Annotated in this window: 14 protein-coding genes and 1 pseudogene; 2 read left to right on the top strand and 13 right to left on the bottom strand. The window is 49.3% G+C overall.

Annotated features, from left to right (window positions below):
• Positions 1–7 precede the first annotated feature (7 nt).
• From JCM10914_RS19325 to JCM10914_RS30670, 5 genes are read right to left on the bottom strand one after another with little or no spacing between them, the layout of a single operon-like run.
• Positions 8–1,354 (bottom strand): ABC transporter permease, encoded by a 1,347-nt coding sequence (locus JCM10914_RS19325; protein ID WP_231638710.1) that lies wholly within the window; start codon positions 1,352–1,354, stop codon positions 8–10.
• The gene (locus JCM10914_RS19320; protein ID WP_023963781.1) at positions 1,351–2,097 is read right to left on the bottom strand and encodes an ABC transporter ATP-binding protein; all 747 of its coding nucleotides are present in this window, start codon (positions 2,095–2,097) and stop codon (positions 1,351–1,353) included. Before JCM10914_RS19320 ends, JCM10914_RS19325 begins: the two co-directional genes overlap by 4 nt.
• 28 nt (positions 2,098–2,125) lie before the next feature.
• Positions 2,126–3,145 (bottom strand): hypothetical protein, encoded by a 1,020-nt coding sequence (locus JCM10914_RS30680; RefSeq protein ID WP_231638709.1) that lies wholly within the window; start codon positions 3,143–3,145, stop codon positions 2,126–2,128.
• 20 nt (positions 3,146–3,165) lie between these two features.
• Positions 3,166–3,951, bottom strand: coding sequence for a hypothetical protein (locus JCM10914_RS30675; protein ID WP_023963779.1), 786 nt, complete (start codon positions 3,949–3,951; stop codon positions 3,166–3,168).
• Complete coding sequence (locus JCM10914_RS30670; protein ID WP_023963778.1) at positions 3,921–4,688, bottom strand: hypothetical protein; 768 nt, start codon at positions 4,686–4,688, stop codon at positions 3,921–3,923. The genes JCM10914_RS30675 and JCM10914_RS30670 overlap by 31 nt, the downstream gene beginning before the upstream one ends.
• Before the next feature lie 259 nt (positions 4,689–4,947).
• Between JCM10914_RS30670 and JCM10914_RS19310 the strand changes: the two genes are divergently transcribed.
• Complete coding sequence (locus JCM10914_RS19310; RefSeq protein ID WP_023963777.1) at positions 4,948–5,556, top strand: superoxide dismutase; 609 nt, start codon at positions 4,948–4,950, stop codon at positions 5,554–5,556.
• 91 nt (positions 5,557–5,647) lie between these two features.
• On the opposite strand, the gene JCM10914_RS19305 is transcribed toward JCM10914_RS19310, so the two are convergent.
• The 8 genes and pseudogenes from JCM10914_RS19305 to JCM10914_RS30655 form a co-directional block, all read right to left on the bottom strand.
• Positions 5,648–6,874 (bottom strand): MFS transporter, encoded by a 1,227-nt coding sequence (locus tag JCM10914_RS19305; RefSeq protein ID WP_023963776.1) that lies wholly within the window; start codon positions 6,872–6,874, stop codon positions 5,648–5,650.
• A gap of 49 nt (positions 6,875–6,923) precedes the next feature.
• Positions 6,924–8,069: an A/G-specific adenine glycosylase gene (gene mutY, locus JCM10914_RS19300; protein ID WP_023963775.1), complete on the bottom strand. Its 1,146-nt coding sequence runs from the start codon at positions 8,067–8,069 to the stop codon at positions 6,924–6,926.
• 25 nt (positions 8,070–8,094) lie between these two features.
• Positions 8,095–8,487: a holo-ACP synthase gene (gene acpS / locus JCM10914_RS19295; RefSeq protein WP_023963774.1), complete on the bottom strand. Its 393-nt coding sequence runs from the start codon at positions 8,485–8,487 to the stop codon at positions 8,095–8,097.
• Between the two features lie 218 nt (positions 8,488–8,705).
• Positions 8,706–9,514, bottom strand: a pseudogene (nadE, locus tag JCM10914_RS19290) (ammonia-dependent NAD(+) synthetase).
• Positions 9,515–9,623: 109 nt separating this feature from the next.
• Complete coding sequence (locus JCM10914_RS19285; RefSeq protein WP_023963772.1) at positions 9,624–10,058, bottom strand: BrxA/BrxB family bacilliredoxin; 435 nt, start codon at positions 10,056–10,058, stop codon at positions 9,624–9,626.
• A gap of 324 nt (positions 10,059–10,382) precedes the next feature.
• On the bottom strand, positions 10,383–10,820 hold the full coding sequence (locus JCM10914_RS30665; RefSeq protein WP_231638708.1) for an ATP-binding protein: 438 nt from the start codon (positions 10,818–10,820) through the stop codon (positions 10,383–10,385).
• Entirely contained in the window at positions 10,793–11,653 is an 861-nt protein-coding gene (locus JCM10914_RS30660) for a histidine kinase dimerization/phospho-acceptor domain-containing protein (protein ID WP_023963770.1), read from the bottom strand. The genes JCM10914_RS30665 and JCM10914_RS30660 overlap by 28 nt, the downstream gene beginning before the upstream one ends.
• A gap of 8 nt (positions 11,654–11,661) precedes the next feature.
• Positions 11,662–12,105 (bottom strand): hypothetical protein, encoded by a 444-nt coding sequence (locus tag JCM10914_RS30655; RefSeq protein ID WP_023963769.1) that lies wholly within the window; start codon positions 12,103–12,105, stop codon positions 11,662–11,664.
• Positions 12,106–12,316: 211 nt separating this feature from the next.
• Here JCM10914_RS30655 and JCM10914_RS19275 point away from each other — a divergent pair, with 211 nt between their 5' ends.
• Positions 12,317–13,603 (top strand): NAD(P)/FAD-dependent oxidoreductase, encoded by a 1,287-nt coding sequence (locus JCM10914_RS19275; protein ID WP_023963768.1) that lies wholly within the window; start codon positions 12,317–12,319, stop codon positions 13,601–13,603.
• Positions 13,604–13,631: the final 28 nt, after the last annotated feature.

The raw sequence follows: 13,631 nt of genomic DNA, 5'->3' as shown, positions 1-13,631 counted from the left end.
CTTGATCCTAGTCCCGCTTAATGGCAAGTAACGCATTCGTTCTGGCAGCGCTGATCGCCGGATAGATTCCGGAGAAGATTCCGGTCATCACAGCAAAGGCAATTCCGATAGGCAGCGTTCCGACCGTCACTGCGATATGTAGTCCCGACATCCCCGCCGAAGCTGTAATGAATGAATTCAATCCCTTAATGAGCAAATATGAAAATACGATACCGAGTAAACCCCCAAGCAAGCCGAGCAAGCTCGCTTCCATGATGAACATACTGCGGATTTGTGGCATATCTGCGCCAAGCACCTTCATAATGCCAATTTGCCTACGTCTCTGGTAGGTAGACATCGTCATCGCTACGATGATTGAGATTGAGGCCAATAACAGAATGAATATCCCCACGCCAAGCGCAATCGCCTTGAATGTATCCAATTGAGTCGAGATCTGATCACGCATCGCCAGATTGTCGCTGGCGTTCAGCGCAAGCTTAGCAATTAACGCTTCCAGTGGCTTGATATGTTGTAGATCATCTACTTTGATCGTTACATTATCGTAGGTTCGCTGCTGAGAAGCAGCGCCTTTATGCAGATTCAAGCTATCCATGAGCCATTCTGCCGTTTCGAAGGAAACGTATATTCTGCGGTCATACATCGCAAATTGAGCATCCTGTCCCGCAGGCACGTCCAACACGCCTCCGACATACAGCTGCGGACTAAGTATTTTTCCGTTATTATCCATCTGTTCGAGCTGAATGCTCTTGCCAATCATGTCCGTAACCATGCCCTCGTACATCTGATATTCTTCCCAAACCTTTGGGTTATTCGGATCAGAACTCATCATGTTCATCAATCGCTCACTTGTCTGTGCATCCTTCCAACCAGTTGTCGCTCCATAATTAAGAACCAGTGCGCCGATTTGCTCAAGCGTCCCCCCTTGCTTGAACCGGTTCCCCTGCTCTACAAGTTGTGACAGATCAACCGCCATTATACTAATGCCGTCATTCATCAGATTATCCGACGAGATCGATCTGAAATACCCAAGCTGCTTGGTTGCGATAACGGATTGGATATGATCAAACCCCTGTATCACGCGCACCTTATCATCCGTTAATAAGCCTCGCTCCTCTGCAGCAGTGCCGTTTCCCTCTCCAGGCCCATTTGAGACTTGAGGAGTTACAATAATTTCATCCAGTTTCATACCGCCAATGATTTCCGTTTCCAGATAATTTTGAGCGGCGTTTCCGATACTGATTGCAACGATAATCGCTGCACACCCGATGGAAATCCCGGTCATACACAGAGCCGTCACCACTTTACGGCGCTTAACCTGGCCCCATGCCAGCCGCATGCTGTCTATAAGCCTCAACTGACATCACCTGCCCCCAGTGATACGGAAGCTGATGTGGGCATATCAGGTACCGCTGCACGAGCTTCAGCTTCACCTGGTCGAACCAAATATCCATCTCGAAGCATGATCGTTTTTTTCATTTGGGCTGCAACTTCCATCTCATGCGTTACAATGACGAACGTGGTGTTCATCGACTGATTCAGGGCCATTAAGATTCGGATGATCTCTTCTTCCGTCTTTGTATCCAGGTTCCCCGTCGGCTCATCGGCAAAAATGACGGAAGGCTCGGTAATCAGAGAGCGTGCGATACTAACTCGCTGCTGTTGTCCACCGGACAATTGAGACGGATATAAGGCAGCTTTGTCGCCAATCGCGGTCATCTCCAGCAGTTCCATGGCTTTCTTGCGCCGCTTGGATGCTGCTACGGACTGAAAGACGAGCGGAAGCTCCACGTTCTCCCGTACAGTAAGTGTCGGGATAAGTTCATAGGCCTGAAAAATAAATCCGATATGCTTGCGCCGGAAGACAGCAAGCTTGTTCTCTCCATACTTAACGATATCTTGGTCAGCAATGAAAATCTGGCCTTCGGTCGGCTTCATCAGCCCGGCCATCAGATTGAGCAGGGTAGATTTACCTGAGCCGGAACTTCCCAGCAAAGCAATCATCTCCCCTTCCTTGACTTCGAACTGAATGTTATGAAGTACCTTCAGCACCTCGTTGCCGTTCTTAAAACTATGCGATACATTCTCCAGACGCAGCATGTCCGTTTGTCCTTTCTCATGCTTAGTTTTACCACTCTACATTCGGATCCTGAATCGACCGAAACGTCAGATTATAGCTTTGACTGCCGAGTGTGATCCGCTCACCCTGGAACTCATCCAACAGCGTCAGGTTAAACCATCCGCCGCGAAGCTTCTTGTATTGTTCATCCGTCAATTCAAACGAGACCGTCCGCGTGCCTGGTACCTGGATGTCCGTGCCTGGTACGAGCGTGCGCTCATGCGCCTGTCCAAGACTGTCTTTAACCACCATGACTAGCTTGTGGCCTGCGTCAGCGGCCGTAATGCTCTCCATCCACTTCACATCAATCGTAATATTCAGTAAAATCGACGGACTGCCTTCTTGAAGACTGCCTGAAGCTTTCGTGACAGAGATGCTGTAAGGATACCACTCCAACTGCGCTAACGAGGAACTGGCGCTTGGCCTTACTGGATTCACTCTCAGTTTCTTCACACCAAGAACACCGCTGACTTCCTGGCCTGGCTCCGCAAGCTTACCTCCGGACAAAGCCGTGCCTAGCGCAAGCCCCCATTCACCTGTAATCCCTTTCGGGACCCTTGCCCAAAATACAACCGACTGCTTGGCTCCCGGCTGAAGCAGGACCTCTGGCTGGATCGTGTCCGCCTCATAAATCTGTCCATCCGCGCTCTGGAAATATCCTTTAAGCAAAGCGGCTTGTACACGGCGCTGCTCATGGCTGGCGAGCGTCAGCTCGGAGTAGATGATATCAGAGTCGATTCCCTCATACATGATCGTTCGCCGTTCCAGGGCATCCGCACGTTTACCGACCGTTTGAACCGAATATGGCTGACCATTCTCTACAGTCTGGATCGAGTGCATCGTTCCCGACGTCGTAAATGTTAGGAAGGATGCTGCCGCCTTCTCCTCTTGTGCAAGCAATTCAAAGCGGAGCGAGCGAATAGGCTTCGTATATGGAATGCGTGCCATAACATACACCTCTGTCGTAGCTCCGGGTGCGATCAAAGCTCCCTGATCCTCCGCCATAACCTCAGGACTTGCCAATAACACGGATTCGTCCGCTGTAAGCTTCAATTTAAGTTCAGGCAGCGGCAGGGAATTGGCGTCCCCCGTATTACGCAGACGCAGCTTGGCAACAATGAGATCTGTATCCTGCCAAGGCAGACGCTGGATCGATTCGACCTGTAAGCAAACCCCTTGGACGTCTGTGGATCGTATTCAACGCCAATCGATGCTCTGCGTTCCGATTGATAAGGGATTCCGAAATAAGCGATCGGGTATGTTAATCGGTTCCGAAGTTCCACATCCGAACCACCGCCCTCGGCTGAACCGACAGGCGTCTTGGAAGGATCCAAGAAGACGGGCGCTTCGACCATCTGCAGCTTCAACTGATCCTGTTGGAGCTTGAGAGGCAGCGATATTTGCATCAATCTCGTCTTCTCTTCTCCGGGACGAAGGGATAGAAGCACCTGTTCTTCCGAATTGTAAGGGTAAACCGAACCGTCTGCGGCCTTAATCGCCAAGTCATAACCTGGGACGTTCACCAGCTTGTTCCCTTTGTTCTTAAAGGCCATTTCAATGCTCCAAATCGCTTGATCACCCGAAGCCCGGAGCGAGGCTTGCCGGATTCTTGCTTCCACCGGATTGCCCTGAATGGACAATTTCTTCACTGCTCCTACGGCGACATCCCAATTCGGGGTTGTAGCTTTAGGCATGTAGAAGGATGCGACAGGCAAGGTCAATTTCAATGCCTCATCCGCCTCCGTCCATAAGAAGCGTAGGTTGGTTGTTTGGAGAGATCCGGGAATTTCCGTTATGTAATAAATCAGTTTCTTCTCTCTCGGCTGGATCGGCACGCCTGCTGCTCCCGCTTCATGTTCAAGGGATATGAACTACCGCTCCCACTTGCCAAATACGGTGCGAAACCAAGATCCGTCCACGTCGTACTACTATGGTTCGTAATGTACATCCCTACCCTGGCTATGACCTTACCGTCATACTTAATCCTCTCAAGCGATGCCGTCTGAACTGTAACAGGGGTCCCGCTCAGATATAATTTGCTGTTCGTGCCAGCTGATACGCCTGCCGAATAATCGGCTGGCAACCGGTGGGATCCAACACGCTGCAGGTAACCTTTGACGTTCGGATTCCATACATCCATGGCAAGCTTCATGCCAGCCAGAGAGTTCTTATCGATCTGCACATAATAGGTAACATTCAAGCTTTGGCCGGGCTCAACCTTTTTCTTCCCAAGGTCTCTGGAGATCGGATTAGCTGCACGCACGGAACCGCCGGAGAGTACCACCTTGGGAAAATAGGACAGCAACCTGACTGCATCCTTGCCTGCATTCTTATAGTTCAAGGTAAATACAGCCGTGGATTGACCACCTTGCTGCCATACGTCGGCATACTCAAGCGTCGCAGTGACGTTGTTGCCAATATTCACCTTCCAAGCCGGGGTTGCTTTGGGCGAAGCGACATCCTTCTCAGATTTCGTTTTCCCATTGTTAGATGCATCCACATCTAAACCTGGTACGGCAACCAACATGGCAGCTAAAAGAATGGCGCTCGTTCTTAACTTTTTACTATACATGTTATGAAACTACTCCTTTCTACCTCGGTTTATCTGAAGTTATATGTATAACGATGGATTTCACCGGAAAGTTTCCATCATATTTTTCCGCGCTGTATCAGCATTCCTAGACTTTTCAAACATAAAAGTTGATTTAATCCCCCCGAACGGTTTAATATAAGTAATGTAGCCGGGATTACATATCGCATTATTCCGGGATGATCAGGATGAGAAACTTCTGATCATAACCAAAAAACTAAATTTACGGGAGGTTTTTATTATGGCATTTCAATTACCAGCACTTCCTTACGCTAACGACGCGCTCGAGCCTCACATCGACGCAAAAACGATGGAGATTCACCACGATCGCCACCATAATACCTATGTAACCAACTTGAACGCCGCGCTTGAGAACGCTCCTGAGCTTCAAGGCAAATCCCTTGAAGATCTGATTGCTAACCTTGACGCTGTTCCTGAGAGCATCCGTACAGCTGTTCGCAACAATGGCGGTGGACACGCGAACCACACACTGTTCTGGGAAGTTATTGGTCCCAACGGTGGCGGACAACCAACAGGTGCTTTGGCTGACGCAATCAACAATGAGCTTGGCGGATTTGATAAATTCAAGGAAGATTTCGCTAAAGCTGCAACTACTCGTTTCGGCAGCGGCTGGGCATGGCTCGTCGTTAAAGACGGCAAGCTGGCTGTAACAAGCACGCCTAACCAAGACAGCCCGATCATGGAAGGCCAGACACCAGTCCTTGGTCTTGACGTTTGGGAGCATGCTTACTACCTGAACTACCAGAACAAACGCCCTGACTACATCTCCGCATTCTGGAATGTTGTGAACTGGGAAGAAGTTGGCAAGCGTTACGATAACGCGAAGTAATATCGCGTAATCGCGGGCCAATCCTTATCATAAAGGCTGCCTCGACTGTAGATACAATCTGCAGACGAGGCAGCCTTTTTTGGGCTTTTATTTATGCGTTTGTCGCTTGTGCCGAATCATAATAACGGGATTTGGATGGCATGTAGATCGCTGCCATCAATGCGATGGAGACCAGTACGGCCACACCTGCCCCGATCAGACATACAACCTGAAGCGACCAGATGTCAGCAGCAAATCCAAGCAATAGCGTACATGCAATCTGTAACACTCCTTCCAGTAGACGCGTGACACTTGTGAAGCGCCCCATCAGTTGAAGCGGAACATGATTTTGAAAGAAGGTCATGTATCCCGCATTCGCATAGGAAGAGAAAAATCCAAATATAATGAACGATATTGCCGCTAGCAGGAAGCCATTCGAAGCATAGAACATCATATAGCCGACACTTGACAGCAGTACGCCCGCTCCAATAAACATCCGGAGGGATAACCACCTAACCGAAAGAGCCGCTGCCGCTGATCCAGCCAAATACCCCGCGCCGGCGACACTGATCAGCAGACCATAATCCTCATCACCGAGCAGCAATACTTGTTTAATGAAGGTGGCTTCCTGAGAATCGAGGGTAAAGCCGATCAAGATAGCGGTTTGAAACAGTATGTATACGAGCATAAAATATCTGGCTGCTTTCCCGAAATTAATCACGGCCTTCCAATCCTGAATGAGCATCTTGAGCGTAACAGGATTCCGCTGATTCCCTTCAAGCTCCCCACGATCAACATCCGGTAGGAAATAAATAACGAACGCACAGACGAGGAATGATATCGCATTGATGAAAATACTGATCCGAATGTCCGTATAAACAATTAATAGGCCTGATATGGCCGGTCCTAACAATACGGCCCCAGAGGTGGTGAAGCTGGACCACGCGTTGAATCGCTTTCGCTTTTGTGCCGGTACCAGCTTGGTTACGTACGTCACGGAAGTCGGGCCGAAGAAGGCTCCAACTACATTAATCAGGAACATGATTGCATAGATGCCCCATACCGAAGACATAAATGGAATGATGGCAATCAATACACCTCGGACCACGTCCGTTGTCATCATAAGTTTGCGCTTATTCGACCGGTCAATGATGCTGCCTGCCCAAGAGTTGGTAAGCAGCGTAGCAAGCGGACGGATAATGAATAACCCCGCTACGGCTGCGGGAGAACCCGTCATATGCAGTACGAGCAAATTGATGGCTACCAGATAGATCCAGTTCCCCAGATTGGATACCCCGACACCAAATATATAGAGTAGCGCAATCTTCCAGCTATACAATACCTATCTCCCCTTACGTACCCCATTCTCATTTAGCTGTGAGTTTTAGTTATAACGAGAAATAGGCGTTCAGAATCCGAATGAACACATTCGGAAACGCGTAGCGTTCCATGTCCTCCACTTCGATCCAGCGGAAATGCTCGATGCCGGTCTCATACGCTGCCGCACTCTCCGCCGCTTGCAGCCCAGTTATCGGCGCATCCTGCCATGTACATCGGTAAACCCCCATATGCCAGTGAATATGACTAAAGATATGCTCCGTATTCATGACGTAGCTGTTCGGTGTAACCGGAACGCCTTCTATTAACAGCGCTTCGGATAAATGGTTCATCGCTTCTGACTCTGATAGAGAGCCGGGCGGAACCTCCCCGGAATCGACCAGCACATGGGGCAGTTCCCACATTCCTGCCAGGAGTCCGGTGGATGGACGCTTACGAATGAGAATTTTCCCTGCATGCACACCAGTACCTTCCACTATCGCCGTAAGACGATCTTCTCGCCGAGGCGGCTTAGCCTTTGTCTTAATCGGCAGAGACTCCTCTTTCCCTTCCAGACGCGCCGAGCAATGCTCCATTACGGGGCACACGAGACATTTAGGCGACTTCGGCGTACAGATTAATGCCCCCAGCTCCATCAGCCCCTGCGTGAAATCCGAGGCTCGTCCCTCCGGAACCAAGGTTAGAACCAGATCTTCCATCTTGGTACGCGTCTTCACTTTCATGATATCTTCTTCTATTAGAAAGAAACGGGACAGCACCCGCATCACATTGCCGTCAACCGCCGCTGCCGGAATATTAAATGCAATACTGCGGATCGCGCCGGATGTATAAGGTCCTATCCCCTTCAGTCCGGATACTTCCTCCTTACCGCTGGGCATAACACCTTCGTACAACTCTGTCACTTGTCTTGCTGCAGCCTGAAGATTACGAGCACGGGAATAGTAGCCAAGTCCCTCCCAGCACTTCAGCACATCATCCTCCGGCGCATCGGCAAGCGCTTGAATCGTGGGGAAGTGCTCAATGAACCGATGAAAATACGGGATCACCGTATCCACACGGGTCTGCTGCAGCATAATCTCCGACACCCATATATAATAAGGATCGCGATGCCTGCGCCATGGCAGATCCCTTTTATTGATTTCATACCAACGGAGCAGCTCTTCACTGAAATACGGTTTGTGTTCTGTGTTGTACATCGATAAATCTCCTTCTTGAACCTTACTATAATTTCTCTACAACCGCGAAGGCCGAGGCCAACTCCGTCTGATGTGAGATCGTTAGATGAATCGTATAATGAGTGGAGTCCGGAATACCCAGACGAGCCCAGGCTTCCTTGGATAAAGTGGCGACCGGCCTGCCTAGGCTATCGGGCAGCACTTCCATGTCCCGGAATCCGATCAGACATCCGATTCCACAACCGAAAGCCTTGGAAATCGCCTCCTTGGCAGCAAAACGCCCTGCAACGAACTCCGTCCGTCTTGCTCCCTTACGGGCAGCGAGTACTCGTTCTCCCTCGGTCAACACACGTTCCAAGAATTTTTTTTCATGCGGGCCTGTCATCAACATATCCATTCGTTTCATTTCCAGCACATCATGTCCGATTCCATAAATCACGTCGTCCGCTCTCCTTCACTTGGACCTGGCATCCGTTACCTATCACTCACTTCTATATATTGTACCAGTCGATCCGTATCAACGCGAGACGACGGTGTTACAACAACATGAATTAATCCATTGCTACCGATGGAGCAAACACCAAAAAAAGGTCGAAGACCGTAGCTCGATAGAGCCTGCCTTCGACCTTCACCGGGTCATATCACGTGACCTCTATATTAGATGCCCGGGATGGTGTTGCGTTTGTGGGCCGTCTTCACATAATAAGCCTCCAGCTTCTCCTGAACCTCAGGCTTGATCGCCTTGCCCTCCAGGTAGTCGCTGTTATCCTCATAAGAGATGCCCAACTCCGTTTCATCCGTCTGCCCTTCCCAGAGACCGGCGGATGGTGCTTTATCCAGAATCGATTGCGGCACGCCCAAATACGAAGCCAGCATCCGAACTTGACGTTTGCTCAGTGAGGAGAGCGGCGTTACGTCAACAGCTCCATCCCCCCATTTCGTATAGAAGCCTGTTATGGCTTCAGAGGCATGATCAGTACCAACAACCAAAAGATTCTGCTCAAATGCGAGAGCATATTGAACCACCATGCGTACTCTCGCCTTCACATTCCCTTTGCCCGGGATGCTAATATGCTTGTGTACGTCAATATTCTTCAGGCCGTGCTCCACTTCGAGCGCAATCTCGTTCACAGCCTCCTCGATATTCGTCTCCACCGTATGCTGAAGGTCGAACGCCTTGGCTGTCGCATAGCTATCCGAAATGTCGGCTTGTTCGCCGAATGGCTGAAATACCCCGAGCGTCTTGTATTCCTTGCCCGTCTCCTTCGCCAATTCATCTGTCGCACGCTTGCATAGCCCTGCCGTTACAGCGGAATCAATACCGCCGCTGATGGCGATGAGAAGCCCGGAAGTACCCGAGTTCTTAACATAGGTTTTCAGGAATTCCACCCGCTTGCGTACCTCTTCTTCCACATTAATCGTCGCTTCACGCCCAATTCTGCAATGATCTGTTCTTGTAGACTCATGTATAAGGCTCCCTTCAGTATGGTTTATTTCTAAATGTAAGTACAAATATAATAAAGCCCCGCGGCTTCGGAATAGGCCGAATGCTTCGGGGCTTATGTAACTGCCAGATTACTGGCAGTAACGATTGAAGGCGTCGGTCAAATCAGCCGCAATTTCTTCCGCTGAACGATTCTCTACCTGATGACGCTCAATAAAGTGCACCAATTCCCCGTCCTTGAGCAGAGCAATCGATGGCGAGGATGGTGGGTATGGAGCAAAATATTCACGTGCTTTCGCCGTGGCTTCCTTATCCTGTCCTGCGAACACGGTAAACAGTTGATCTGGCTTCACCTGGTTCTCAAGCGCAATGGCTACGCCTGGACGAGCTTGCCCTGCAGCGCATCCGCATACCGAGTTCACCACAACCAGTGTTGTTCCTTGCGCTGTCGGCAGCACTTCCTCCACCTCTTCAGGTGTCGTAAGTTCCCGAATCCCCAGGCTAGTCAATTCATCCCGCATCGGTTGAACCATATCACGCATATATCGGTCAAAAGACATACCCATAATAGCTTTCACTCCTTATATAAACAAGATTGTTTGGAATATAACAGCTTATCGCTATCTTATATTATACAACCCTAAGGTGTGAAAGCAAGAACATACAAAGCGTTAAGCATTAAAAAATCAACTGCATTTCGCCTAGTCTCGCCGTTATGCTTATGTGGCAGGATAGTTCTCCCCATCCGTTTTTTTATCCAAGATGGGTTCCTTGCGCTGATCTTTATTTTGACGCTGCTGCTGTTGCTGCTGTTTGGAATCATTCTTACTCATTTGAAGTCCCTCCTTATCGCATCGGTTCTGCTATAGGATGGCTGTTGATCTCCGCATTTATTCGGACGTTGCAGCGCTCTGAGATTCAATGGTACCCTGCGCGAGCCCGCCCAATGGCAGAGAAACGATAAATACGGTTCCCTTACCTACCTTCGACTCTACACGGATACTGCCGTAATGGCGCTGTACAATACTCATACATAGTGCCAGCCCAAGCCCCGTCCCCTTCACCTTCGTCGTAAAAAATGGTTCAAACAACCGCTCAAGCTCGACTTCTGAGATCCCGCTGCCTGTATCGGCAACATACAGCTCAACGCTGTCATGATGAACCTGCGTCTCAATAATCAAAGTGCCCTTCTCATCCATAGCCTCCATGCCATTGCGACAGAGATTCAATATAAGCTGCTTCATTTCCTTGATATTGAGCATTAACCTCGGTACGTCATTCCCAAGTTTAAGCTCGATGCTCAGACCCCGCAGATTGGCATCAGCCATAACAGCGGGCTAAGCTCCTGAATAATATCATGCAGATGACATTCTTCTTTCTCTACGGAGCGGTTCTGAGCTAATGACAGAAAGTCATTGATAATGCCATTCGCCCGATCAAGCTCTTCCATCACAATTCGGTAATAGTGATCCAGCGTATCAGGACTCTTCTCCCGCATAAGTTGAAGAAATCCGCGCACAACCGCCATAGGATTGCGTATTTCATGCGTGATGCTGGCCGCCATCTGGCCGACCATGCTTAATCTCTCTGCATTAATAAACTCCGAGCGAAGCTTCTCGAGCTCCGTGATATCTTCCATCACACCGATGGCGCCTACAATCTCGCCGTTCTCGTTATGTACTAACGGGTAAATTCCAGTCGTGTATACCTGAGAAGGGCTGCGCATGATCTCGCCCCGGCTTTCGATGCCTTGCAGCGCCAGTTGAAATCGATTGCGCAAATGCTCCTTCTGAATCATATTCTCCAGCAGGTCGAACAGCGGTCTGCCGATAACATCCTTCGTACTCAAATTTGGAAACACGTTCTTGAAGCTTCGAAGAAGCGATTGGTTGAAGGCAATGATGTTCCCGCTATGATCCACGGCTACCATGCCTAAAGGGATCATCTCCATAATCCGGGACAAGTACTGGGAATTAACCTTCATCTTGTTACCCGACTCGTCTGCAAGCCGCTCATTCGTCAACTCGATCCAGTAGATAATGAATGCCGAATGGACAATACCGATCAACATATAGAGCATCATGATAAGCAACGTGTTCGGGTTCAGATGCAGATTATTCACCATCCCATCGATTGCATGGGAAGCCACTGTAATTAGCATGGAAGGAATCAGGCACTCCAGAGCCAGCCTATCTTCTCCATGATCGTGCCTTTGTTGAAATTCATTGAAATCCAAGGCAACAAAGAATAACAGATCCCTAAAGCAATGAAGATTAAACTCACCGTTGATCCGCCACTAACCAGTACGTGGCAAAGCATATAAAGTACAGCTAAGCCGAATCCTGCTCTCCGACTACCATACAGAATACCGATGAACAGTGGAATGACGCCCAAATTAATCGGAACATAGTGGTCGTTCCATGCTGAGATAAATACACACAACCCCATGGCCAGGCCACTGGAGATTACAATATGCTTGCGAAATCGCAGCAATTTATCCGGGGTTCTTCTGCTCAGGAATCCAAGATGCTTGTCAAGAAGAAGCGGCAGATGAAAGATAAGTGTACCAGACAGTAAAACTTGCAGAAGAATATCTTTCCATAGGTTTAGCACAATAACCCATCACCTCAATTGGACAACGCTTCTAATATTTCTGATTAAAGCACAGCAGACATCATATTACAATATCTTGTAACTTCATGTTGAAGCAACCGATAACTCCGTCTTATGTCCTATTCGAGAGGTTTGGGATATTTCGCGAAAATCCTATATAATAGGATTAGTCTATATTATGGATATACCCTCAAAGGAGTTATGAACAAACATGCAAGATTACGATATTATTATCGTTGGCGGCGGGCCTTCCGGATTAATGGCAAGCGTCGCGGCTGGAGAAGCCGGAGCCTCCGTGCTGCTCGTCGATAAAGGAGATAAACTCGGGCGCAAGCTTGGTATTTCCGGCGGCGGCAGATGCAACGTCACCAACGCCAAAGAACAGGACGAGCTTATCGCCAACATTCCTGGCAACGGCAAATTTTTATATAGTCCCTTTCAACATTGGAATAACAAGGACATCATGGCTTTCTTCGAAGGACTCGGTATTCGGCTGAAGGAAGAAGATAACGGCCGGATGTTTCCTGTCTCGGACAAAGCGGCTAGTGTCGTGAATGCGCTAATCGGCAAAATCAGAGATTTAGGTACCGCAATTCGGACGAACAGTCCGGTCAAGCAAGTACTCTACAAGAGTGACCAAATCGCCGGGATTGAACTTAAATCCGGAGAGATTATTACATCTAAGTGCGTCATCATTGCAACCGGAGGACAATCGGTGCCACAGACGGGATCGACCGGCGATGGTTATCCTTGGGCCGTAGCCGCGGGACATACGATCACAGAGCTTTATCCCACTGAAGTACCCATCGTGTCAACCGAAGCTTTTATAGCCTCTAAGGAGCTTCAAGGTTTATCCCTGCGCGATGTGGAACTTTCCGTCTGGAATCCGAAGGATAAGAAGGTTATCGCACATCAGGGCGACATGCTCTTTACCCATTTCGGTGTATCCGGACCGATCGCGTTACGCTGCAGCCAGTTCATCCGCCAGGTCCAACGCAAATTCGATATCGTCAACGTCGACATGGCGATCGATCTGTTCCCTGGTCGCTCGAATGCCGAGGTGGAATCAGAACTGCGAAGGCGCCTTGAGGACGAGCCGCGTAAGAGTATTAAAAATGTGCTCAAGGGTATGCTGCCCGAGCGTATGATCCCACTGCTTCTCTCCAAGGCAGGGATAGATAGTGAAGTGGTCGGTAGCGGAGTCTCCAACGCAGCCTTGACGACATTGACCGCTACCATCAAGAAATTCAGATTTCGTGCCTCCGGCACACGTTCCCTTAAGGAAGCCTTCGTAACCGGAGGTGGCGTTAGCCTCAAGGAAATCCAGCCGAAGAGCATGGAATCCAAGCTCATGTCCGGCCTCTTCTTCTGCGGCGAAGTGCTCGACATCCATGGATATACCGGCGGTTATAATATTACGGCCGCGTTCTCTACAGGATACACCGCTGGCAAGCATGCCGCTGAAGCAGCCAAACCGTATAGTCTCAAAAGATCCTAGTTGTTAGACGCAAAGAAACCGTTCTTTG

Source organism: Paenibacillus sp. JCM 10914, from assembly GCF_001315105.1.
Taxonomy (GTDB): domain Bacteria; phylum Bacillota; class Bacilli; order Paenibacillales; family Paenibacillaceae; genus Paenibacillus_AQ.
The sequence above is the reverse complement of the archived record's forward strand: the minus strand, read 5'-3'. Positions and strand labels throughout refer to the sequence as shown.

Bases quoted from the DNA above. Each gene is read 5' to 3' on its own strand.
- JCM10914_RS19320 (WP_023963781.1), bottom strand. From the start codon at position 2,097: ATGCTGCGTCTGGAGAATGTATCGCATAGTTTTAAGAACGGCAACGAG.
- JCM10914_RS30670 (WP_023963778.1), bottom strand. From the start codon at position 4,688: ATGTATAGTAAAAAGTTAAGAACGAGCGCCATTCTTTTAGCTGCCATG.
- JCM10914_RS19310 (WP_023963777.1), top strand. From the start codon at position 4,948: ATGGCATTTCAATTACCAGCACTTCCTTACGCTAACGACGCGCTCGAG.
- mutY (WP_023963775.1), bottom strand. From the start codon at position 8,069: ATGTACAACACAGAACACAAACCGTATTTCAGTGAAGAGCTGCTCCGT.
- JCM10914_RS19285 (WP_023963772.1), bottom strand. From the start codon at position 10,058: ATGGGTATGTCTTTTGACCGATATATGCGTGATATGGTTCAACCGATG.
- JCM10914_RS30665 (WP_231638708.1), bottom strand. From the start codon at position 10,820: ATGGCTGATGCCAATCTGCGGGGTCTGAGCATCGAGCTTAAACTTGGG.
- JCM10914_RS30660 (WP_023963770.1), bottom strand. From the start codon at position 11,653: ATGCTAATTACAGTGGCTTCCCATGCAATCGATGGGATGGTGAATAAT.
- JCM10914_RS19275 (WP_023963768.1), top strand. From the start codon at position 12,317: ATGCAAGATTACGATATTATTATCGTTGGCGGCGGGCCTTCCGGATTA.